The sequence below is a fragment of the Streptomyces sp. NPDC025806 genome (assembly GCF_055558275.1).
On sequence record NZ_JBVHMU010000002.1, the window covers coordinates 444445 to 464960 of the forward strand.

The window sequence follows — 20516 nt, forward strand, 5'->3', positions numbered from 1 at the left end:
CTGCGCGGTCCGCACGCGCGCCGGTGCCCGCCGCGTTCTCAGGCCTCGGCGCAGCCCTCGGAGCCGGCGCTGAGCGAGGCGACTGTGGTGGCCAGGCCCGTGAAGCCCTCGTCGCCGAGAGGTGCGAGCACGCGTTGGCGCAGTGACCGGGAAAGGGTCCGGGCGGCGGTGGCCGCCACCTCCGCGCCCGCCGTGGTGAGCACGGCCAGGGTGACCCGGCGGTCCGAGGGGGAGGGGCGGCGTTCGACCAGGCCGGCGTCGGCGAGCCGGTCGACGACTTTGGTCGTGCCCGCGGTGGAGAACCCGAGCACCGTGCTGAGCTGGTGCATCTGAGCGGCCCGGGCGGGCCTCATGACCAGGAACCACAGCACTTCGAACGAGGACGGGGCGACCCCGGTCTCGGACTCCACGTCGGCGAGGAGTTCGTGGGTGAGCCGGCGGAAGCCGCTGTACACCGTGTGCCACTGGTCGAGCAGAGCGACATCCTCCGCATTGCACCCGCCCTGGTCCTCGGGTCCGGTCGGCTCCGTCACTCTGCTGCGCTCCCGTCGTCCTGCGGCGCGTGATCCGCGCTCTCCGAGGGTAGTCGGTGGCAGATAGGTAGCCAGCTAGTTAATCGCTGGCGTTATATTGAATCTTGAACTGTCCGTGTTGGGTTGACGCGGCAATCCCGGCGTGCCGTCCGGCTCCGCCGTCGCCCCCTGCTGAAGGACCCTTCGTGAGCACCCTCGACACCACGGCCACCGCTGCCACCCCTGCCGTACCCGCCCGCGCCGTCTGGGCCCGTGGCGCCGTCGCCGCAGTCGTCGCCGCGGCGGTCAACGCGGTGGTGGCCGTCGCCGCCAAGGCCGTGTTCGACCTCGACGCGCGTTTCGTCGGCCTGAAGCGAAGCCCGGGATGGTGATCGCGGCCACGTTCGTCACGGTGCTGGCGGGCACCGGCGTGTTCCTGCTGATCCGCCGCTTCACCGCGCGCCCGGAGCGCATCTTCGCCGCCCTCGCCCTCGGCTTCGCGGTGCTCAGCGTCGCCTCGCCCCTCAGCCTGCTCGGCGCCTCCCCGGCCGATCAGCCCGGCGTCAGCGACACCGCCGCCCTGTGCCTGATCCCCCTGCGCCTCATCCCCGCCCCCGTCCTTCTCGGCGCACTCCTGCGGCGCAAGGCCAAGGCCTGACGGAGCGGCCGGTGGCGGCGTCGGCGGGCGGGGCGCCGCGTCACCGGGCAGGCGCGGAAGCCCTGCTCGTCGCGCCGATCCGGTTCGCCAGCAGGGTCCCCGCGGTGGCCAGCGTCAGGCCGGCCAGGGTGAGCGGGCCCAGGCGCTGGTGGAGCAGGACGGCGGCGAGGGCGGCCGTGGCCATCGGGACGAGGTAGAAGAGGCTGCTGACCTGGCTCGTGCCGTGCCGCTGGAGCAACTGGTAGAGCAGGCCCACGCCGACGATGGAGTTGATGAACGCGGCCCACAGCAGGACGGGCCAGAATCCGGCGGCGAAGGTCACGTCGAAGCCCTCCGCGAACAGTGCAGGCAGGAGGGTCGCCGCCGCGGCGGCGAGAAGCTGGACCGCGTTGCCCGTGACGGGCTCCATGTCCCGGCAGTACCGCTTCTGCCAGACCGTGCCGACGGAGATGCCGAGCAGGCCGAGGAAGAGGAACGCGATCCCGGCCAGGCTGCCACCGTCGAGATGGAGCCGGTCCAGGACGGCGAGCACGACTCCGCCCAGCCCCAGAGCGAGGCCGAGGAGCTGTCCCCTGGTGATGCGTTCACCGAGGACGGGTACGGAGATCAGCGAGGCGAGCAGCGGGTAGAGCGCGATGACGAGCGCCGCGACCCCGGACGGAACGCCGCGCTCCATGCCCGCGTAGATGCTGGAGAACTGCAACCCCTGGACCAGTACGCCCGCGACCAGGAGATGGAGCAGGAGGCGGCCGCGCGGCAGCGGGGAGCGCCGCAGCAGGGCGATCCCGAGCAGGGCGCCCCCGGCGAGCGCGAACCGCAGGCAGGCGAAGGTGAAGGGCGCCGCGTGCCGCAGGCCGAGCGTGCCCGAGATGAACCCGGAGCTCCAGACCACGACGAGAGCGGCGCGCGCGGTGGCGTCCTTGCCGGGCCGGGCCGGGAGGGCGTCCTGGGTCGCCCCGACGTTCCGTGAGGTGGATTCCCGCAGGCCCATATGCATGGCGTCCCCTGCTTTCCAGCGCTGGAGCGCAGTCGAGATGTTCTTAAAACTGCACGCTAGTACGAGATATTGCCCAGCTCTCCCCGGGTGGACGGGTTTGCAGCAACCTGCAGCGCGAGGCGTGGGGATCCAGCCAACCTCTGGTTCGCGTTGACCCGCGCTCGAGCGGCTCGTACGGTATGACGTACAAACGTGCTGTATTTAGAACGAGCAGTGCCTGGTGAATTCACCGACAACGGGGACCGGAGACAGGGAGTGGGCCCGATGGGCGTCAGCTTTGAGGCACGCCAGTTCCATGGGTTAGGGGGAGCGGAGGACCAGGAGGAGTTGTACGAGCTGGCGACACGCATGCAGGTGCTGCGTCCGGACCGGGCCGCGGGCCGGCTCGGCTGGAGTGCCGAACGCACGGATCAGGCGGTGAGACTCCTCGCGGAGGCCATGCTGCTGCAGCCGCTGCCCGGCGAGGAGCGTGCCTTCCGGCCGGTCCCGCCCCGGGCGGCGGCGTATCGCCGCCTCGCACCCCTCCAGGAGCAGATCCAGCGGATGGAGCGCCGCTCCCGCGAGATCCAGGCCGAGCTCGTCGGCTTCCACCGGGCCCGCGAGGAGGCGCTGGGGGAGGCCCGCGACGCCGAGGACGGCGAGAACGGGGAGAGCTTCGGGTGGGCGGCCGGCGGTGAGACGCTGCGGATGCTGGTCGGCGAGGACGCGCTCCACGAGGAGATCTCCGCCGCCCTGTCGTCCTGCACGCGGGACGTGCTGCTCGCGCGCCCCGGCACCGGCTGGTGGGCCACGACCATGCAGCCCTGCGCCGAGGCCTCCATCGGATCCCTCCAGCGGCGGGACGTCGACGTGCGCGTCATCCAGCACCACGCCGCCCGCTTCGACCCCACCACCCGGAAGTTCGCCGCGGCCCTGACCGACGGCGGCGGCGCCGTCCGGACGCTGGCCGGCCCCTTCGAGGGGGTGATCCTCATCGACCGTCAGGTCGCGATCGTCCCGCTGGAGGAAGCCCATCTCGCCGTCGTCGTCCGCCAGTCCGGCCTCGTGCGCTTCATGGTGGAGGTCTTCGAGCGGACCTGGCGGGTGGCCAAGGACTTCGCGGGGCAGTGCCGCACGACGGAGGTCAGTACGATCGTCTCGGACGTGCAGGGCGCCATCATCCAGCTCCTCGCCGAAGGAAAGACCGACGAGGTCATCGCGCGGCGTATCGGGGTGAGCGTGCGCACCTGCCGCCACCACATCGCCAAGATCTACGACGAACTCGGCGCCCGCAGCCGCTTCCAACTGGGCGTCATGATCGCCAGATCCGGGCTTCTGGAGCAGGCCCAGAACGCCCCGCACGGATGTGAGGCGGGCGCGGTGCGTTCCCTCACCGCGACCTAGGACTCGTACATGGACCCTGTCGAACCCGCACCCACCCCCGCCTCCGCGCAGCAGCCCCCGGAGCTCGGCTACCCCCGCCCCGGCGAGGTGCTGCGCCGGCTACGCACCCAGCGTGGGATGTCCCTGCGCAACGTCGCGGCGGAATGCGGCCTTTCGGTGTCGTTCCTGGCGGGGCTCGAGCGGGGCGAGACGGACATCGCCCTGGAGCGGCTCAGCCGGCTGGCCGCGGTGTTCGGCCACGACGTGGGGTCCTTCCTGGGCTTCTCCCGCGGCCCGGCCACCCCGTCCGTGTTCCCGCTCGAGACCCAGGAGAGGCTGGAGCGGGCACCCGGAGTCGTCTACCACATCCTGCGGTCCCCCGAACTCGGCTACCAGGTGATCACCGCTCACTTCCAGCCCGGCAGCGAGCTCGGCGAGCATCTGCAGCACGAGGGCAGCGACCTCATCATGATGACCGAGGGGACCCTGGTGGCCCGCTACAACGGCGTGGACTACGAACTCAGCGCCGGCGACTGCGCCCAGTGGTCGGCGGGATACCCGCACACCTTCCGCAACGACAGTGACGAGCCCGCCCGGTTCATCGGCGTGCTCTTCTCGAGCCTCTACTGAAGCCAGGGCCTCGGCTTCACGCGAGGCCGAGGCCCTCACGAGAACAGGACAGAGGGGAACCCATGCACAGTGTCGGTGGTCCGCGGGGAAGCGGCAGACGGCCCGCGGGCACCTTCGCGGAGGTGCGGCTCCCGGACGACGTGCGTGATCTGCTGGAGCAGCGGCTGACGTCCGACGGTGACCCGTTCGGCGACATCGACCGGGCGTCGGCCCGCTGCCACCAGGCCTTCGCTCAACTGCCCCTCGACCTCCTGCAGACCCTGCTGGACTTCGGCCGCCACCCGGACGCGCCGGGCGTCGTCCTCCTGCGGAACCTGCCGGTGGACGCCCTGCTGCCGCCGACCCCGCGCGACGGCGGACCGAGCCTCGGCAAGCGGACCTTCGTCGCCGAGGAGGTCCTGCTCGGGCTGAGCGGGCTGCTCGGCGAACCGGTGGGCTTCCTCTCCGAACGCGAGGGGCGCCTCGTGCACGACGTCGTCCCCGTCGCACGCGGCGCCACCACACAGACCAGCCAGGGATCGAGCGTCTTCCTCACGTTCCACAACGACCTGGTGCACGACCGCCGGGACTGCTACAGCCTGCCCAGCCCCGATTTCGTCGTGCTGAACTGTCTGCGCGCCGACCGCGAGGACGCGGCGTGTTCCTACTACGCCGACGCCCGCGACGTCAGCGCCCTGCTCGACGAGGAGACCCTCGACGTCCTGCGCTCCCCGGTCTTCCGGATGAACGCGCCCGGCGGATTCGTCAGCACGCTCGTCGCCCACGACGAGGCCTACTCCGCGCCCGTGCCGATCCTGCGGGGGCCGGGAGAGTTCCCCGAAGTGGTCAGCGCCGCCAACGGGGTCCGCCCGACGACCGTGGCCGGACAGGCGGCCTTCGACTCCTTCCAGTCCGCCTGCCGGGCCGCCGCGCACGAGGTGCGGCTCGTACCCGGGCAGGCGCTGCTCATCAACAACCGCAAGGGCGTGCACGCGCGTTCGCGCTACACCGCCCGCTACGACGGGCGCGACCGCTGGCTCCAGCGGACGTACGTGCGGCGCAATCTGTGGGACATCCGCCACCGCTCCGTACCCGGGGTCCGCCGGATCCACTGAAGGTGGTCAGCGGTGCGCGGTGCTGCCCCCGGTCGCGGTCCCGGCCGGGGGCAGCACCGTGCACCGGCCGGTCAGTGCAGCTTGCCGGCGGTCCGCAGCGACTCCAGGACCGCGCGCACGGCCTCGGTCGATTGGTCCTCTCCCGTCACCCGCTTGTGGTAGCAGAGGCCCGCCGGGTTCTCCAGATTGATCTCGATCACGTGCGGGTAGGCCAGATCGACGCCGGCGAAGTGGATACCGTGCTCGCCCAGTTGCTTCCCGATGCCGCGGACGAGCGTCTCCTCGTCCTCCGTGAGCCGCAGCCGCTCGTAGCCGGCCCCGACCGTCGCATTGGCGCGGTTGTCGTTCTCCCGGGGGATCCGCAGGTACCCGGAGACGGGCTCCTCGCCGGCGAGGATCACCCGCTTCTCCTGGGTGCGGGCGTGCGGCAGGTACTCCTGCAGGACGGCGTAGCGCTCGGCGCGGCCGATGACGGCGCGGCCGTAACTGTCGTAGCGGGACGTGGCATTGCCGGTGGCGGAGCTGAGCAGAGCCGTGCTGTTGCGGTCAGCGGCGCTCACGACGTAGACATCGGCGCCGCAGCCCTCGTTCGGCGGCTTGAGCACCCACGGGCGGTCGGGGACGCCGTGGACCAGGCTGCCGAGGAAGCCGGCGTCGTTCGACACGTACGAGCTGGGCCGGTGCTCGGGCGGCACGAGGGCGCCGAGGGTGGTCTTGGAGTTGAGGAAGTACAGGGCGGCAGCCTCGTTCACGAACGGCACCCGCTGGTTGAGCAGCCACAGCAGCTGGAAGTACTCCGTCCCCGCGTCCGGGTGGGGGCCGCCGAACACCCAGACCAGGTCGAAGTCCTCGACGGGGCCCTGCGGGACGCCCGGCTCCGGCAGCGGGTCGCCGGGCGCGATCGGGGCGTGCAACCGGGTCCGGTCGCAGGCCAGCACGGAGTCGTGCAGCGCCAGCGAGTGGACGTTCCCGATGTGCACCTCGTGCCCTTCGCGCAGCAGCGCGCTGGGGACGAGCGACTGGTTGTCGAGCTCGAACTCCGGCGCTCCCGCCACCAGGACCAGAATCTTGTACGGCATGTCAGTTCCCCTCGCGTTCTAGGCGTGATCAGCGTTCTCGTTTTTGGCTTCGGCTTCGGCTTCGGTGAGGTGGTCCATCAGCCACCGCTCGGTCTCCAGCAGCCGTTCCTCGACCTGCTCCGGGCCGTCGCCGCAGACGACGGCGAAGCACAGGTGGTGCGCGCTGTGCAGCGTCACCTCGCCCGGCGCGAGCTCGGTGTTCACCTCGTAGTGCCGCACCCACGGGAACGGCGGCCGCCCCGGTGCTCGCACCGGGCGGCCCTGGGGCAGCACCGAGACGGAGCCGTGGACCTGGGCGGGCGCCTCCCGCGCAGGTCGCGGCACCGGCAGCCCGCACGCGGCGCGCAGCGTGGTGGCGTGCAGGTCCACTCCATAGGTGAGCTCGGTCAGTTGGGGGATCCGGTCGCCGCCGACCCGCGAGGCGATCTCGCACAGCACCAGTTCGTCATCGGGGGTGTGGAACACCTCCAGGTGGTACGCGCTCGCGGCCGGCGTATCGAAGGCATCGAGCACCCGGTCGAGGTACGCCGCCAGCCTGCGGGCGAAGGCGCTCTCGGGACGCAGCTGCACCGAGCCGTTGTTCTGCCCGGCGAAGACCCCCAGACAGCTGCGCAGATAGCGCGAGGAGGCGACGAAGCGGTAGCCGCCGGAGACGATCGCGTCGACGTGGTACATCGGCCCCTCGACGAACTCCTCCGCCATCAGGTCCTCGCGCCAGGGCTGCCGGCTGAAGGCGACGAGGTCGTCCTCGCCGCGCAGCACCGAGATGTCGCGGGAGCCCCCCTGTTTGACGGGCTTGACGACGACGGGGTACGAGAACTTCTCGATGAAGGCGGTCAGATCACCGAACGCGGTGAGGCGGGCGAACTCCGGAACCCGGACGGTGCGGCCCGCCGTCTCCTTCATCACGACCTTGTCGCGGAAGGCCAGCGCGCTCGCGCGTGACTGGCCCGGCAGGCCGAGGTCCTCCCGGATGTGGGCCGCCCGCTCCAGGTCGTACTCGTTGTCCGTGACGACGTGGGTGAAGTCCATTTCGCGCGCCATCCGGCGGATCGCGAGCTCCGCGTACGGGACGGACTCGCACCGCGGCACGTGTTCGTAGTGGGCGAGCCCCTCGGTGTGCGCGAGGTCGTGGTGGCTGAAGACGTACAGGCGATCGGCGCACTCGGGGAACATCGCCGGATAGTCCAGTACGCGGCGGTAGTTGATGACGGCGACGCGGCCGGGCGCGTCACCGGCCGGCGGGGTGCTGCTCATGACGGGTCTCGCCTTCTGGAGGTCGTGCTCAGTGCAGTCGCCGGGAGCCGGGGACGGACCGGTGACGGATCGGCCACTGGCTGCGGCGTACGTAGGTCCGCTGAAGCCAGCGGTCCCGGCCGTCGTAGTGCGCGGTGAAGGAGGAGCGGGCGTGCAGGCCCTTGCGGTTGTTGATGAGCAGCGCTTCGCCGGGGCGCAGGAACACCTCGTGGGCGACCTCCCGGCAGGCCTGCTGCAGCCGGTCGAGCGCCGCGCGGGCGGGCGCACCGTGGGCGCGGATCCCGTTGGCGGCGGCGGACACCTCCGGGCAGGACTCGGGGCCGCTGATCATCGGCACGAGGGTGGAGTACACCTCGGCGCCGCCCGCGACGTCCCGCACGTAACTGCCGGGCGCGTTCATCCGGAACAGCGGGCTGCGCAGGACCTCCAGGCACTCCGGATCCAGCACGCGGCAGATGTCGCGGGCGTCGGCGTAGTAGGTGCCGGCCACCCCTTCGTGGTCGGCGCGCAGGCAGCTGAGCACGAGGAAGTCGGGACTGGCCAGGTCGTAGCGGCCGCTCGCGTCGTGAACGATGTCGTTGTGGAAGTTGAGGAAGACGGAGGACCCCTGATTGGTCTGGGTCGTGGCGCCGGCCGGTACGGGGACGACGTCGTGGACCAGCCGGCCGTTCTTCTCCGTGGCGAAACCCACCGGCTCGCCGAGCAGGCCGCTCAGCCCCAGGAGCACACCTTCGGCGACGAACGTGTCCTTGTCCGTGCTCGGGCCGCCGTCGCCGGGCGTCGGGGGGAGCGAGGGGTCGACCGGGGCGTTGCGCAGATACCCGACGCCGGGGGTGTCGGCGTGCCGGCCGAAGTCGAGGATCCGCTGCAGCACGGCGGTGGGCATCCGGGCGAACATCTGCAGGTAGCGCGTCATCAGCCAGTCGATGTCCCCGGTGGGTCCGTGGCCGGGCCGGGGCAGTTCGGCCAGCTGCTCGCCGAGTGTGTCGCGGAACGGGTCCGGCAGGTCGATCGTGAGGAGGGTGGCGGTGCGGCCGGTGGTGGCGGGTGCGGTCATGTGTGGTCCTTCTCCGGTGGTGTCGTGGGCCCGGTCAGGCGTGCGCCGGTGCCAGGGCCTGCCCGGCTCCGGTGCCCAGGGCGTCGTGCAGGCGCTGCGCGAGCCGTACGGCGGCCGGCTCGTCGGCGGCCGTGTGGACGGTGGCCCGGCCGGCGTGCAGCACCGTCACCGGGACGCCGGCCTCGCGGCCGGACGTGATGCCGTGTCGTCGCCGTGTGGCCTCCGGGTCCGTGTAGCCGCCGATCAGCGCGACGTGCGGACCGTCCGCCGGACGCAGCGCCGCCACGCCGTCGGCGCGGAACGCCTGGAGCGCCAGGTCCGCGGCGGCGTGGTCCGGATAGGCGAGGACCCGCGAGCCGAGGTTGAGGACGACGGCTCGGGCAGCGGGTTCGCCCGGGCCGATGACGGTTCCCCGCGTGAACGGTTCCCTGTTGTGCCGGCAGACGATCTCCACACCGTGGCGCTCGGCGAGGCGAACGGCGCGATGATGCAGCACCTTGGCCCCGTGGCGGGACATGGCGGCGGCGTCCGTGTACGAGACCTGGGGCAGCAGCCTGGTGCCGGTGACCCGGTTCGGGTCGCAGCTGAAGATGCCCTCCACGTCGGAGTGGATCTCGCAGCTGTCCGCGCCGAGCGCCACGGCCGCGGCGATGGCGGAGAGGTCGGAGCTGTTCTTGCCGAGCCAGGTGGGCCGGCCCCGGCCGTCGGCGGCCTGGCCGCCCGGGACGACGACCACCTCGTGCTCGCGCAGGGCGCGGCGCAGCGGTTGCGGCGCGATCCGTTCGAGCCGGGCCCACATGAAGGTCTCGTCGGTGGTGAACCCGCTCTCGTGCCCGGCCAGCACGGTGGCGTCGCGTCCGAGGTGGTGCAGCGCCGCCGCCAGGAGATGGGCGCTGACCGTGTCGGCGAGCGTGAGCAGCCCGGCCACCCGGTCGCCCCCGGGGCGCGGACCCACCTCGTGCAGCCGGCCGCGCAGCGCTTCGGTCTCGCCCGGCATCGCGCTGACCACGACCGCGAGGCGTCGCCCCGAGGCCGCCATCCGCGCGTGCAGGGCGCGGGCCAGTTCCCCGTACGCGCCGGGCGTCGCGAAGCTGGACCCGCCGAACTTGAGCACCAGCGGGGCGCCGGCCGCGGTCACAGCGTTCCCCGGGACACGAGTTCCTCGGCGATCTGGAGAGCGTTGAGCGCGGCGCCGATGCGCAGGTTGTCGGCGACGACCCACAGCCAGAACCCGCGCGGGTCGTGCGGACTGACCCGGACCCTTCCCACGTGGACATGGTCGGCCTCGGTGAGGGTGCGCGGGGTGGGGAAGGCGCCGGGGACGTCCCGGTCGTGCACGGTGACCTCGGGGAGCGCACTGAGCCGGGCGATCAGCTCCGCCCGGTCCACGGAGTCCTCGCACTCGACCCAGGCGGCCTCGGAGTGGCCGTTGAGGACCGGGACCCGGACACAGGTGGTCGTCACGTCGAGCCGCGGGAGACCGAGGATCTTGCGGGACTCCTGAAGCATCTTCTGCTCCTCCATGGTGAAGCCAGAGTCCAGGAGCTGGTCGATGAAGGGCACGACGTTGAACGCGAGGGTCGGGTGGAACTCCGTCTGCGGTCCCGTGTCGGAGGGGTCGGCCAGCGCCGCGTGCGTGGCCTCCCGCAACTCCGCCGTGCCGGAGTGCCCGCGGCCGGACGCGGCCTGATAGGTGCTCACGACGACCTTGCGCAGCCTCCACCGGTCCTCGACCGTACGCAGCAGCCGGACCAGCGGGATGGTCGAGCAGTTCGGGTTGGCGATGATGCCGCTCGTGGGGCGCTGGGCGAGGAGATCCGCGTTGACCTGCGGAACGACGAGCGGGGTGTCGGGATCCATGCGGAAGGCGTTGGTGTTGTCGATGACCAGCGCACCCCGGGCCGCCGCCCCGGGAGCCCACTTACGGCTCACGTCGGTGCCCGCGGAGAAGAACGCCAGGTCGGCTTCGGCGAAGTCGAAGGAGTCGACGGTGCTCACGGGCCGTTCCACGCCGTCGACGCGCAGGGTGCGGCCCGCGGAGCGGGGCGAGGCGAGCAGATGGATCTCCCGGTAGCGGAACGCGCGGTCCTCGATCAGCTGGATCAGGGTCTCGCCGACGGCTCCGGTGGCGCCGACGAGGGCGATCCGGGGGGCGCGGGGGTCGTGCGGGGTGTACGGCATCACAGGTCCCTTCGGTGTGCGGGTCAGCGCAGTTCGGGCAGCAGGCGGCGCAGGGCGTCGGGCCGGGAGGCGACGGGCACGGCGTCGACGAAGTGCACGGCGGCGCCGACCGCGGCCGCCCCGGCGTCGGCCACCCGGTCGTCGCCCACCATCGCCGTGTCGGCTCCGTCCAGGTCGAGGAGGCCGAGGGCGGTGCGGAAGAGTTCGGCATCCGGCTTCTGGACACCGTGCTCGTACGAGAGCACGAAGGCGTCCACGTAGCGGTCCAGGCCGTGCGCGCGGAAGACGGGGCGCAGGTCCCAGCCGATGTTGCTGACCACCGCGATGTCCACTCCGGCGTCGTGCAGTGCCGCGAGCACCTCGGCGGTGTCCGGATAGGGCTGCCAGGCCGGCGCCGTCATGTGGCGTTCGTAGAGCGCGTCGGTCAGCTCCGGCCAGGGCAGCTCGGTCGCCCGCAGCAGGCCCGTGTACGCCTTCCGGTGCCGGGCGGCGTCCAGGTCCCGCTCCCGCCACAGCCGTTCCAGCTCGGGGCTGACGCCGCGGGGGGCCGGGCCGCCGGGCACCGCACCGACCTCGCGCAGTCGCCCGGCCCAGTGCCGCACCTCGTCCGCCGGGGCGCTCACACGGGCCTCGGCGAGCACGGCGGTCAGCCATTCCTCGGCGCTCTCCAGATGGAAGAGCGTTCCTGAGAAGTCGAACATGCAGCCTTTGACGGGCATGGGAGATCCTTCGTCGGCAGAGAGACGGGGAGAGGGGACAGGGGAGGAGAGGAGAGGGAGGGGAGGGTGGGGAGGTGGGTCAGAGCGGGGCGGGAGCGAAGCGGTCCAGACGGCCGATCGGCTCCTGCGGGTCCCAACTCAGCCACGGGATATGGGCGTTGACGAGTTCGCCGTCCTCGCGCAGGACGGCGGCCGACGGATGGCTCATGTGCAGCAGCGGGTCGGCGAAGGTGTCGAAGGCGGCGGCGAAGTCCATGCGGTACGCGAAGTCGGTGTCCTCGCCGCCCCAGCCCTCGTACCGCTCGTCCATGCCGCCGATCTGCCGGAAGACCCCGGCACGGACCCAGACGCAGGCGCCCGGAGGCCGGCGCACCACGAAGCCGCGCACCTCCCGCGGGTCGGCCTCGGCGGCGCCTTCGAGGACGCGCCGGCGCACGGCGTGCGCGGTGGACTCCTCGGTCATGCCGAGCATGTCCCGGTAGGTGAGGTGTCCTCCGGTGCCGCGGCGCCGCAGGCGCTCCACGTTGCGGGCCACGAACGCGCGGTCGGTGAGCACGTCGGCGTCCAGGATGCAGATCGCCTCGGCCTGCGCGCCGGTGTGCGTCACACCGGCGTTGACCGCCCAGGACTTGTTGAACGTGTCCGGCTTCGGGGCGAACAGATACTCGTCCGCGTACGGGGCGATGACGTCCCGCCAGCGCGGGTGCGCGTCGGACTCCACCACGGTGACCCGGAACCGGTCGCGGGGGAAGGACTGGTCACCGAGCGACAGGAGGCAGGCGATCAGGTTGCGCGCGCGGACGCCGCCGGTGTCCCGGTCGCGGAACGGGATCACGATGAGGACGGGCGCGTCCGGTGCGGCGGCGGGCGCGTGCCGTGGCGCCGTCGCGCGCAGCTCGTCGAGCGTCACCGGGCGAGGGTCGCCGGCGCGGTAGCGGTCGCCGAGGTGGTGCCCGAGGCGGTTGTCCTGCTCCGCCCGCCAGGCCGCGTCGAACAGGGCGGCCGTGGTGGGTGCGTGCGGGTCCGCAGCCGCGAGCGCGTCGACGAGGGCGCGGTGCCGCGCCGGGTCCTCGGGTCGCGCGCACAACTCCTGTGCGAGGGTGCGTAGTCGGGGTTCTTCGAGGCGTTGCGCGGCCTGCGCCACGTCCCGCAGCAGGGGACGGTACATCTCCCAGAAGAAGACGCAGCTGCGGCGGGATTCGGGGTCCGCGGCGACGACCAGACTGTCGGCCGTCGCTCTGGCCAGGACGAGGGGATCAGTGGGTCGGATGCCGGGCATCGCTGTCTCCGTTCATGAGGGCTTCCTCGGGCGCTTCTTCCGGTGTGGCGTGGTGGTTCGCCGGGGGGCCGGTCAACGTCGCTCGTGGCCCGGTCCGCCGGGCGAAGGCGGTCATGAGGGCCGCGGACAGCACGGCCAGCACACTCACGAGGCCCAGGGCCGGGCGCAGTCCGATCCCTTCGGCGACGAACCCGATGAGCGGGGGCCCCATGAGCATGCCGATGCCGTTGATGCTGGAGACGTAGGTGAGGGACGGGCCGAACGCCGTTCCGCCTAGGATTCCCGCGGTGGAGAAGACGACCGGCACGACCACGGACAGGCCGAGCCCCAGCACGGTGTAGCCGATCAGGGCGAACGTCGCGTCAGCGGAGGCGAGCGCCAGGGCGAAGACGATCCCGGCCGGTGCGGCAGCGCCCACGACGGTGCGCAGGGCGCCCCATCGGGCCGTGAGGCCGTCCCCGGCCAGCCGGCCCACGGCCATGGCCACCGAGAACAGGGCGTAGCCCAGGGAGGCGAACCCGGTCGATCGTCCCAGCTCCCCGTGCAGATACAGGGCGCTCCAGTCCGCGGCGGCCCCTTCACCGGCGGCTGCGCACAGCCCGGTGAGGGCCAGCAGGGTGAGGGGGAAGCGGAGCCGGCGCGGCAACCGGACCCAGGTGCGGGGGGCCGTCCGGGTGCGCGCCGGGCGGTCGGTGGAGGAGGCGGGCAGCAGGCGGGTCGTGGCGAGGGCGGCCAGGGCCCCGAGCACGACCGTCACCAGCGCGAAGTGGGTGCGGGGGGTGACGCCGTGCGCCGCGGCCAGGCCGCCGGCGAGCGCCCCGGCGAGCCCGCCCGCACTGAAGGACGCGTGCAGGGACGACATGACCGGCCGTCCGCGCAGCCGCTCCAGTTCGACGCCGTGCGCGTTCATCCCGAGGTCGAGGAGCCCCATGGCCGCCCCGAACAGCAGGAGTGCCACACCGAGCCCGACCGCGCCGTCCACGAAGGCCGGCGGGAGCAGCAGCAGGCAGGCCAGCGCGGCTCCGGCCCGGGTGACGGGGACGGTCCCCGCCCGGGCGACCAGCTGACCCGCGAGCTGCTTGGCGAGCAGCGCGCCCAGCGCGATGCCCAGCAGTGTCAGCCCGAGCACGCCGTTGCCCGCGCCGACCTGTTCCTTGACGGCGGGGACCCGGGAGGCCCAGGTGCCGAACAGGACGCCGTTGACGAAGAAGACGGCGGTGAGCCCGGCGCGGGCGGCGCGCAGCCGTGCGGGACTCGGAGGGGATGCTGTGACGCGAACCATGTCGTGACTCCGGCGGTGTAGAAGCGCGGTGGGGCGGAGCGGTACGTCGAGTCTTGCTGGGCGGCGCGGTCACCACGGGCGGCCTGCAGGAAGCAGAAGGCGCGGTGCAGCAAGCTGAATCCCGGCCGGGCCCGGCGTCGTCAATCGGCGGACGTGAGCGCCTCGGAGAGGGCGGCGTGCAGGATGTCCGCCGCGATGTCCGCCTCGGCCGCGGTGCAGGTGAGCGGCGGCAGCAGCCGCAGCACTCCGTCGTCCCGGCCGCCCAGTTCGATGATCAGGCCGCGCCGCAGCGTCTCGCGCTGTACCTGGCGGGCCAGCTCGGACGCGGGCCGGCCGGTGTCCGGATCGGCCAGCTCGACACCGATCATCAGGCCGAGGCCCCGCACGTCACTCACCCGAGGGGTGAGTTCCCGGAGCTTCGCCAGCCGGTCGAAGAGCTGGGCGGAGCGCTCTCGCACGTTGGCGAGCACGCCGTCCCGGCGGAACACCTGCAGGGTCGCGACGCCCGCGGCGAAGGCGGCCTGGTTGCCGCGGAAGGTGCCGCTGTGCGCGCCCGGCTGCCACACGTCGAGCCGCTCGTCGTAGAGGATCACCGCGGCGGGCAACCCCAGTCCGCTGAGCGCCTTCGACGCGACGATCACGTCGGGCTCGATCCCGAACTGCTCGAAGGCGAACCAGGTGCCGGTCCGTCCGCAGCCGGTCTGCACCTCGTCGACGATCAGCGGGATGTCCAGCCCCCGCGTCACGGCGCGCAGGCGCCGCACGAAATCGGGGTCGGCCGGGATGACCCCTCCCTCGCCCTGGACCAGTTCGAGGACGACGGCCGCGGGGAGCGGGATGCCGCCGTTGGGGTCGGTGAGGGAACGCTCCAGGAGGCCCGCGCAGTTGACGGCGCAGGACTCCCGGCGCAGACCGAGCGGGCAGCGATGGCAGTGCGCGTACGGGAAGAAGTGCACGCCCGGCATCCGGCCGCCGACGCTCGCCTGCTGCGCGACCAGACCGGTGACGGACAGGGTGGCGAGCGAGCTGCCGTGGAAGCCGCCCTGGAAGGTGATCACATCCGTGCGTCCGGTGGCCGTCTTGCACAGTTTCAGGGCGGCCTCGACGGCGTTGGCTCCGGTCGGCCCGCAGAAGTGGATCTTCGTGCGGGCGCGCATCGGCTCGGGGAGCATCTCCAGCGTCAGCCCGGTGAACTCGTCCTTGACGGGGGTGGGGAAGTCCAGCCCGTGGACGAGTTCGTCCAGTTGGTGGTGGGCGGCGGCCAGGGGCTCGGGCGGGTTGTGCCCCAGCGGGAGGACGCCCGCTCCGCTGAGGAAGTCCAGGAACACGTTGCCGTCGAGGTCCTCCAGGAAGCTGCCCCGGGCCCGCCGGATCGCGAGGGGCAGGTGCCGGGGGTAGGTGCGGGCGTTGGACTCGCGCCGCGCCTGCCGTTCGAGGAGTTCGGCACTGCGGGGGCCGGGCAGCGGGCCGCGCACGGACGGTGTCCGGTGGCGCGGCGGGCCGGCCGGCTCCGGGTAGGCGCAGGCGGGCAGGCGGGTGGGCACGTTCATGATCGGCTCCTTGCGGGGGAGGGGTCGGCGGCCTCGGGGGCGGGGGCCTCGGGGCCGCCGCGGGGACGGCGTCCTCGGGCGACGGCCGCGGCCAGGACCGTGACCGCGAGGGTCTGCCCGGCGGCGTACAGCCAGAACTGACCGGGCCCACCCCCGGACTGGCCGGCGGCGTAGAGCTGTCCGCCGGCGATGCCGCTCAGCAGGGACCCGCCGCCGAGCGCGAGGCGCTGACTGCCGACGGCGAGCGCGGGACGGCCCGGCACGGCTTCGAGCGCCTCCAGTTCGTTCTTGAGGAAGAGCACGCCCTCGCCCACGCTGATCGCCGCCGTGCCGAGCAGCACCGAGGCGATCCCGGGCCGCGACAGGGCGAGGAACCCGAGCGCCAGAGCGGGGAAGGCGATCAGCACGGCCGTGGAGTAGCGGACGCGGCCGATCCAGCGGGCCGCCGGAGGCTGGCCGAGCACCACCAGGACGCTGTTGAGGATCAGGGCCGCGCTGTAGAGGGCCGTCGAGTGGGCCGCGGTGACGAAGACACCCAGATAGTTCTGGAAGTACCAGTAGATGTACGCGGTCGCGAGGGCGATCAGTGCAGGAGCGGTCAGGAAGGCCCGCCCCCAGTCGCCGCGACGGCCCTCCCGTTGCGCACCGCGCGCCGCCGCGGCGGCGGACGGCGCCGGCAGCAGGAGCAGGTGAGCCAGGGTCATCGCCGCGAACATCACCGCGACCACGACGAACACGAGGAGCGGGTAGCGGGAGATCAGCAGCCCCGACACCAGCGTCCCCAGCGCCATGCCCGAACTCAGCGCGGAGTTGTTCACCGACAGCAGGACGGGACGGTGCTCGTCGGACACCTCCGACACCAGGTAGGCCTTGTTCGCGGGGGAGTACAGGGTGTCTCCCAGCGCCGTGACCAGTACGGCGGTGACGGCGAGGGGCGGGCTGTCGAGGCCGGCGGCGAACAGGGCGAAGCCCGCGGTGCGCACGCTCAGCCCCGTCACCATGGAGCGCTTGCAGCCCAGCCGTTCGGACACGAGAGCGCCGCCGAACGCCCCGGCGAACTGGAGGCAGGAGGTGACGCCGAGCAGCAGTCCGACCGGGCCCATGGCCATGCCGAGGCGGTCGTGCAGCAGGATCGCCAGGTACGGCAGGACCATGAAGCTGCCCAGCGGCATGAGGAACGAGGTGACGAGCAGGAACCGCAGGGTCGCGGGGAGCCGGGTCACCTCGCCCCACAGCTCAGAACGACGGGTACCAGACATCGCCGTCCTCGTACTCCACCCAGTAGGTGCGGGAGATCTCCTTCTTCACGCGTTCGCCGGCCGAGTGGTCCGGCACCCGCAGCCAGATGAGTCCGGGGCGCCCGGCGGCGTTGTCGGTGACCGGGGGAGGCACCTGACCCGGCCGCACCGAGATCTCGTAGTCGTCGACTCCCTCGATCCGGCGCAGCAGTTCGGGGTCTGCGGTGCGCCGGACCCGTCTGCTCGGCGGCATCAGGGACAGGCACAGGCCCACCGCCGTGCAGGGCGGCAGGTGCGGCGGGGTGACAGGAGGCCCGTCCGGCAGCAGACTGCGCAGGATCGTGCCGACCTCGTCGACCCCCGTGGCGTGCTCGATCATCCGGAAGATCCGCATGCCGCCGATCCGGGGCTGGGACTCGATGATCACCGGGCGGCCGTCGGCGGCGACCTTCACCTCCGTGTGGGTCAGGCCCCAGTCGTGCCCGACCGCGTCGAGAAAGGCCAGGACGGTCCGGTGGATCTCCGGCAGGAAAGCGTCGTACGGGGGCGGCGGTGGTACGGCGATCTCCGTGACCGCGAGATTCGGGTGGGGGGACAGCACACCCGAGGAGGCCCCGGCGATGTGGTGCTTCCCGTCCAGGGTGATGGCCTCGACGCTGTAGATCACGTCACCGGCCACGAACTCCTCGGCCAGGTACGGGCCTTCGCGCCAGAAGGCGGAGTCCTCCAGCGTCTCGCGCAGCTCCGCCTCGGTGAAGATCTGGCGGACGCCCACGCTGCCCGAGCCGGAGACGGGCTTGACGATCAGCGGCACCCCGTGGCGCTCGGCGAACGCCCGCAGCCCCGCGGAGTCGGCCACCCGGGCCCAGGCCAGCGCGAGTTCGGGCCGGTCGGTCAGGGCCGCGCGCATGAGGTCCTTGTAGTGGGTGAGCGCCGCCGTGCGCAGGCTCAGGCCCCGGATGCCGAGCGCGTCGGCGACCACGGCCGAGCTCTCGGTGCCGAACTCCCCGAAGGAGACCGCGGCGTGGAGGGGGAGCGCCGTGTGGAAGCGGCGGGCGGCGGCCAGCACGGCCGCGGTCCGGTCCGCCGGCATCTCCTCCACGAAGCGGCACCGCGCGAGGACCGCGCGGTCCTCGTCGGAGAAGTCGGTGGTGGCGCCGATGAAGCTCACCTCGAACCCGAGCGCGAGCGCCGTCTCCAGTACGCCCGCCCAGCCGCTGAGGACCAGGAGGTGCGGTCGCCGCTCAGACATCGGTGTCCCCTTCCGTCCGGATCCGGAGTTCACCGGCGGCGGACAGGGCGTTCTGCAGTGCTGTCTCGCTGGTGGCTCCCGTCGCCAGGAGCACCGCGACACAGCCGTCCTGGTTGGTGACGGTGCGCACCCAGGTGCCCGGCGCCAGACAGGAGTACAGCGAGGGCCCGCCCGGATGCGCGGCGAACGACTCCGTCCCGTCGCAGCCCAGGTGGACCCCCGGGCGCGGCGGATACAGCAGGACCTGGGCGACGCCCCGGCGCGGGGTGAGCGGGGCGTCGAGCAGAGCGGGGCGACGGCGCAGCGCGAGGTCGACGAACGCCGCGTACAGGTTGATGTCGTAGGCCTGGGAGATCGCCTCGCCGACCAGGGCGCCGCCGAGGCGGGGGTTGATCTCGACGACCTCGAAGCCGTCGTCCCCCATGATGAACTCGGTGTGCGCGAAGCCCTCGTCGTAGCCCACGGCCTTGAGCACCTGCTCGATCCACTGCTCGACCTCCACCCGCGCCCCGTCCGGCAGCCCTACGGGAAAGGCGAGGGCCTCCTCCCGGAAGGCGGGCGGCGCCGACATGATCCGGCTGTTGACGCCGATCACCCGGGTCCGGCCCTCCCAGGTGAGGGTCTCGACGCTGTAGAGCGGGCCGGGGAAGTAGGGCTCTGCGGCCGGTGTTCCGCGCAGGGTGCGGGTACGCATCTCGGCCAGGACACCGGTGAGTTCGCGGGGAGTGCGGGCCAGCCAGACGTGCTCGCTCGACGTGCCGGAGCTGTCCTTGACGATCAGGGGCAGCCCCACCCGGGAAGCCAGGGTGGCGGCGTCGTCGGCGTTGGTGACGGTCGAGCCCGCCGAACGGGAGAGGCCCTGCTCGAAGAGGTGGCGGCGCAACTGCGCCTTGTCCCGCACCAGTCGCACGGCCTCGGGGGACTGGTGAGGCAGCCCGAGCCGCTCGCGGGCGGCCTGGGCGACCAGGCTCCAGGTGTCGGTGGTGCTGAGCAGCCCGGCCAGGTCGCCGATGGCCCGGGCCGCCGCCACGACCTTCCCGGCGTCGTGGGTGTCGACCTCGTGCACGACGAGGTGCGCGCTGTCGACACGGGCCAACTCGTGCGCGTACTCGCCGCGGTCACCGGTCAGGAGGTGGACGGTGAGCCCGTCTTGCGCCGCGGCGGTCACCAGCCGGGCCAGGCCGAACTGGAGCCATTCGAGGGCGATGAGATTCCGCCCCGGTGTCGTGGGGGCCGGGATGCTCACAGCAGGACCTCCTCGTGGGGCGACGGTGCGGAAGCGGCCCCGGGGGCGGGGATGCGCTCCTGGTGGCGGAGCGTGCGGGGCTGCTCGGCGCCGGCGGGCCGGAAGTCACGGCGCTGCCACCGCATCACCGACCAGGGGAGGGCGAGTTGGTCGAGGGAGTCGATGCGGCGCGGGGTCAGGGCGTGGATGTCCTGGTCGGCCTCGGGGCGGGCGTAGACGTTCTGCGCGTAGCGGTGACCGGTGTCGGCGGCGATGAACACGCAGGGCACTTCCGGCGCGTGGGCGGCCTCCCAAGTGGCGGCCAGGTAGTTGCAGCCCGAGGACATGCCGGCGTAGACGGCGTGCCGGCGCAGGAGCGCGGTGGTGGCCGCCGCCGCGCTGTCGAACCCGATCCAGTGCACCCGGTCGTAGAGCTCGTAGCGCACGTTCCGCATCACGATGGGGCTGCCGATCCCGGCGATGCTGGCCACCGGGTCCTCGACGGGATCACTGCCGAAGGTGACGCTCTCGAAGGGCTGCACCCCCACCAGCGACACATCGGCTCCCGCCGCGCGCAGGTACGTGGTGAGCCCGCCGGTCGAGGCCCCGGTCCCCACACCGCCGACCAGGGTGAGCGGCCCGTCCCCGAACTCCTTGCGCAGCAGGTCGGCGCCGGCCCGGTAGCCCAGGTAGTGGACGTCGTCGTGGTACTGCTGCATCCAGTGGACGCGGTCCTCGGTGTCGAGAATCTCGGCGACCCGGTCGAGACGGGCCCGCTGGTCCATCTTGTCGACGAGCGGGCCCGGGGGTATCTCGACCTGGTCGACCTGGGCGCCGAGCATCTCGAACTGGCGGCGCATCGTGTCGTCGAGTTTGGTCGAGCAGACGATGCGGCACTTCATCCCGTACTTGTGGCAGGCCAGAGCGAGCGAATGGCCGTAGGTGCCGCTCGAGCTGTCCATGAGGGTGTCGCCCGGGCGGACAATTCCGTCCGCGAGGAGCCGTTCGACTGCTTCGAGTGCTGAATAGAGCTTCATCATCTCGAAACGCAGAACATAGAGATTGCGGTCCAGCCGGACCACGTCAGGGTGTTTCATCGCATCGGCGATGTGGTCGAACACGACATCGTCCCGTTCTGTGAATC

General features: G+C 72.3%; 20 protein-coding genes. 5 read left to right on the top strand and 15 right to left on the bottom strand.

Annotated features, from left to right (window positions below):
• Window positions 1-38 precede the first annotated feature (38 nt).
• A complete protein-coding gene (locus ACZ4E1_RS05660) occupies window positions 39-533 on the bottom strand; it encodes a MarR family winged helix-turn-helix transcriptional regulator (protein WP_467536150.1) in 495 nt (164 codons plus the stop codon).
• A gap of 185 nt (window positions 534-718) precedes the next feature.
• On the opposite strand from ACZ4E1_RS05660, the gene ACZ4E1_RS05665 reads away from it, so the two are divergent.
• Together ACZ4E1_RS05665 and ACZ4E1_RS05670 are read left to right on the top strand one after the other, a co-directional pair.
• Entirely contained in the window at window positions 719-904 is a 186-nt protein-coding gene (locus ACZ4E1_RS05665) for a hypothetical protein (RefSeq protein WP_467536151.1), read from the top strand.
• Window positions 898-1170 carry a DUF6069 family protein gene (locus ACZ4E1_RS05670; RefSeq protein WP_467536152.1) on the top strand — a complete coding sequence of 91 codons (273 nt, stop codon included), beginning with the start codon at window positions 898-900 and terminating at the stop codon, window positions 1168-1170. Before ACZ4E1_RS05665 ends, ACZ4E1_RS05670 begins: the two co-directional genes overlap by 7 nt.
• A 40-nt stretch (window positions 1171-1210) precedes the next feature.
• Here ACZ4E1_RS05670 and ACZ4E1_RS05675 read toward each other — a convergent pair whose 3' ends face one another.
• A complete protein-coding gene (locus ACZ4E1_RS05675) occupies window positions 1211-2167 on the bottom strand; it encodes a DMT family transporter (protein WP_467536154.1) in 957 nt (318 codons plus the stop codon).
• A 264-nt stretch (window positions 2168-2431) separates the two neighbouring features.
• Between ACZ4E1_RS05675 and ACZ4E1_RS05680 the strand changes: the two genes are divergently transcribed.
• The 3 genes from ACZ4E1_RS05680 to ACZ4E1_RS05690 all read left to right on the top strand — a co-directional run bounded on the left by ACZ4E1_RS05680 (window position 2432) and on the right by ACZ4E1_RS05690 (window position 5253).
• Window positions 2432-3550: a helix-turn-helix transcriptional regulator gene (locus tag ACZ4E1_RS05680; RefSeq protein WP_467536155.1), complete on the top strand. Its 1119-nt coding sequence runs from the start codon at window positions 2432-2434 to the stop codon at window positions 3548-3550.
• A gap of 9 nt (window positions 3551-3559) precedes the next feature.
• Window positions 3560-4159, top strand: a complete 600-nt coding sequence (locus ACZ4E1_RS05685) for a cupin domain-containing protein (RefSeq protein WP_467536156.1) — start codon at window positions 3560-3562, stop codon at window positions 4157-4159.
• A 62-nt stretch (window positions 4160-4221) separates the two neighbouring features.
• Window positions 4222-5253, top strand: a complete 1032-nt coding sequence (locus ACZ4E1_RS05690; protein ID WP_467536157.1) for a TauD/TfdA family dioxygenase — start codon at window positions 4222-4224, stop codon at window positions 5251-5253.
• A 71-nt stretch (window positions 5254-5324) separates the two neighbouring features.
• Here the strand turns inward: ACZ4E1_RS05690 and ACZ4E1_RS05695 are convergent, their stop codons facing one another.
• From ACZ4E1_RS05695 to ACZ4E1_RS05755, 13 genes are all read right to left on the bottom strand, one after another.
• Window positions 5325-6332 (bottom strand): ATP-grasp domain-containing protein, encoded by a 1008-nt coding sequence (locus ACZ4E1_RS05695; RefSeq protein WP_467536159.1) that lies wholly within the window; start codon window positions 6330-6332, stop codon window positions 5325-5327.
• 18 nt (window positions 6333-6350) lie between these two features.
• Window positions 6351-7589: an ATP-grasp domain-containing protein gene (locus ACZ4E1_RS05700; RefSeq protein WP_467536161.1), complete on the bottom strand. Its 1239-nt coding sequence runs from the start codon at window positions 7587-7589 to the stop codon at window positions 6351-6353.
• Window positions 7590-7617: 28 nt separating this feature from the next.
• Window positions 7618-8646 (bottom strand): TauD/TfdA family dioxygenase, encoded by a 1029-nt coding sequence (locus tag ACZ4E1_RS05705; protein WP_467536163.1) that lies wholly within the window; start codon window positions 8644-8646, stop codon window positions 7618-7620.
• A gap of 34 nt (window positions 8647-8680) precedes the next feature.
• A complete protein-coding gene (locus tag ACZ4E1_RS05710) occupies window positions 8681-9784 on the bottom strand; it encodes an amino acid kinase family protein (protein ID WP_467536164.1) in 1104 nt (367 codons plus the stop codon).
• Complete coding sequence (locus tag ACZ4E1_RS05715; protein ID WP_467536166.1) at window positions 9781-10827, bottom strand: aspartate-semialdehyde dehydrogenase; 1047 nt, start codon at window positions 10825-10827, stop codon at window positions 9781-9783. Before ACZ4E1_RS05715 ends, ACZ4E1_RS05710 begins: the two co-directional genes overlap by 4 nt.
• A 23-nt stretch (window positions 10828-10850) precedes the next feature.
• Window positions 10851-11546: an HAD family hydrolase gene (locus ACZ4E1_RS05720; protein ID WP_467536167.1), complete on the bottom strand. Its 696-nt coding sequence runs from the start codon at window positions 11544-11546 to the stop codon at window positions 10851-10853.
• 79 nt (window positions 11547-11625) lie between these two features.
• A complete protein-coding gene (locus ACZ4E1_RS05725; RefSeq protein ID WP_467536168.1) occupies window positions 11626-12825 on the bottom strand; it encodes a galactosyltransferase-related protein in 1200 nt (399 codons plus the stop codon).
• Entirely contained in the window at window positions 12803-14107 is a 1305-nt protein-coding gene (locus ACZ4E1_RS05730) for an MFS transporter (protein ID WP_467536169.1), read from the bottom strand. Before ACZ4E1_RS05730 ends, ACZ4E1_RS05725 begins: the two co-directional genes overlap by 23 nt.
• A gap of 140 nt (window positions 14108-14247) precedes the next feature.
• Complete coding sequence (locus ACZ4E1_RS05735) at window positions 14248-15657, bottom strand: diaminobutyrate--2-oxoglutarate transaminase family protein (protein ID WP_467536170.1); 1410 nt, start codon at window positions 15655-15657, stop codon at window positions 14248-14250.
• A complete protein-coding gene (locus tag ACZ4E1_RS05740; protein WP_467536172.1) occupies window positions 15654-16916 on the bottom strand; it encodes an MFS transporter in 1263 nt (420 codons plus the stop codon). The genes ACZ4E1_RS05735 and ACZ4E1_RS05740 overlap by 4 nt, the downstream gene beginning before the upstream one ends.
• Entirely contained in the window at window positions 16894-18147 is a 1254-nt protein-coding gene (locus ACZ4E1_RS05745; protein WP_467536174.1) for an ATP-grasp domain-containing protein, read from the bottom strand. Before ACZ4E1_RS05745 ends, ACZ4E1_RS05740 begins: the two co-directional genes overlap by 23 nt.
• Entirely contained in the window at window positions 18140-19393 is a 1254-nt protein-coding gene (locus ACZ4E1_RS05750; RefSeq protein WP_467536176.1) for an ATP-grasp domain-containing protein, read from the bottom strand. The genes ACZ4E1_RS05745 and ACZ4E1_RS05750 overlap by 8 nt, the downstream gene beginning before the upstream one ends.
• On the bottom strand, window positions 19390-20493 hold the full coding sequence (locus ACZ4E1_RS05755; RefSeq protein ID WP_467536177.1) for a pyridoxal-phosphate dependent enzyme: 1104 nt from the start codon (window positions 20491-20493) through the stop codon (window positions 19390-19392). Before ACZ4E1_RS05755 ends, ACZ4E1_RS05750 begins: the two co-directional genes overlap by 4 nt.
• Window positions 20494-20516: the final 23 nt, after the last annotated feature.

Excerpts from the sequence above, each read along its gene's own strand:
- ACZ4E1_RS05670 (WP_467536152.1), top strand. The coding sequence starts at position 898 with ATGGTGATCGCGGCCACGTTCGTCACGGTGCTGGCGGGCACCGGCGTG.
- ACZ4E1_RS05675 (WP_467536154.1), bottom strand. The coding sequence starts at position 2,167 with ATGCATATGGGCCTGCGGGAATCCACCTCACGGAACGTCGGGGCGACC.
- ACZ4E1_RS05680 (WP_467536155.1), top strand. The coding sequence starts at position 2,432 with ATGGGCGTCAGCTTTGAGGCACGCCAGTTCCATGGGTTAGGGGGAGCG.
- ACZ4E1_RS05685 (WP_467536156.1), top strand. The coding sequence starts at position 3,560 with ATGGACCCTGTCGAACCCGCACCCACCCCCGCCTCCGCGCAGCAGCCC.
- ACZ4E1_RS05690 (WP_467536157.1), top strand. The coding sequence starts at position 4,222 with ATGCACAGTGTCGGTGGTCCGCGGGGAAGCGGCAGACGGCCCGCGGGC.
- ACZ4E1_RS05695 (WP_467536159.1), bottom strand. The coding sequence starts at position 6,332 with ATGCCGTACAAGATTCTGGTCCTGGTGGCGGGAGCGCCGGAGTTCGAG.
- ACZ4E1_RS05700 (WP_467536161.1), bottom strand. The coding sequence starts at position 7,589 with ATGAGCAGCACCCCGCCGGCCGGTGACGCGCCCGGCCGCGTCGCCGTC.
- ACZ4E1_RS05705 (WP_467536163.1), bottom strand. The coding sequence starts at position 8,646 with ATGACCGCACCCGCCACCACCGGCCGCACCGCCACCCTCCTCACGATC.
- ACZ4E1_RS05715 (WP_467536166.1), bottom strand. The coding sequence starts at position 10,827 with ATGCCGTACACCCCGCACGACCCCCGCGCCCCCCGGATCGCCCTCGTC.
- ACZ4E1_RS05720 (WP_467536167.1), bottom strand. The coding sequence starts at position 11,546 with ATGCCCGTCAAAGGCTGCATGTTCGACTTCTCAGGAACGCTCTTCCAT.
- ACZ4E1_RS05725 (WP_467536168.1), bottom strand. The coding sequence starts at position 12,825 with ATGCCCGGCATCCGACCCACTGATCCCCTCGTCCTGGCCAGAGCGACG.
- ACZ4E1_RS05730 (WP_467536169.1), bottom strand. The coding sequence starts at position 14,107 with ATGGTTCGCGTCACAGCATCCCCTCCGAGTCCCGCACGGCTGCGCGCC.
- ACZ4E1_RS05735 (WP_467536170.1), bottom strand. The coding sequence starts at position 15,657 with ATGAACGTGCCCACCCGCCTGCCCGCCTGCGCCTACCCGGAGCCGGCC.
- ACZ4E1_RS05740 (WP_467536172.1), bottom strand. The coding sequence starts at position 16,916 with ATGTCTGGTACCCGTCGTTCTGAGCTGTGGGGCGAGGTGACCCGGCTC.
- ACZ4E1_RS05745 (WP_467536174.1), bottom strand. The coding sequence starts at position 18,147 with ATGTCTGAGCGGCGACCGCACCTCCTGGTCCTCAGCGGCTGGGCGGGC.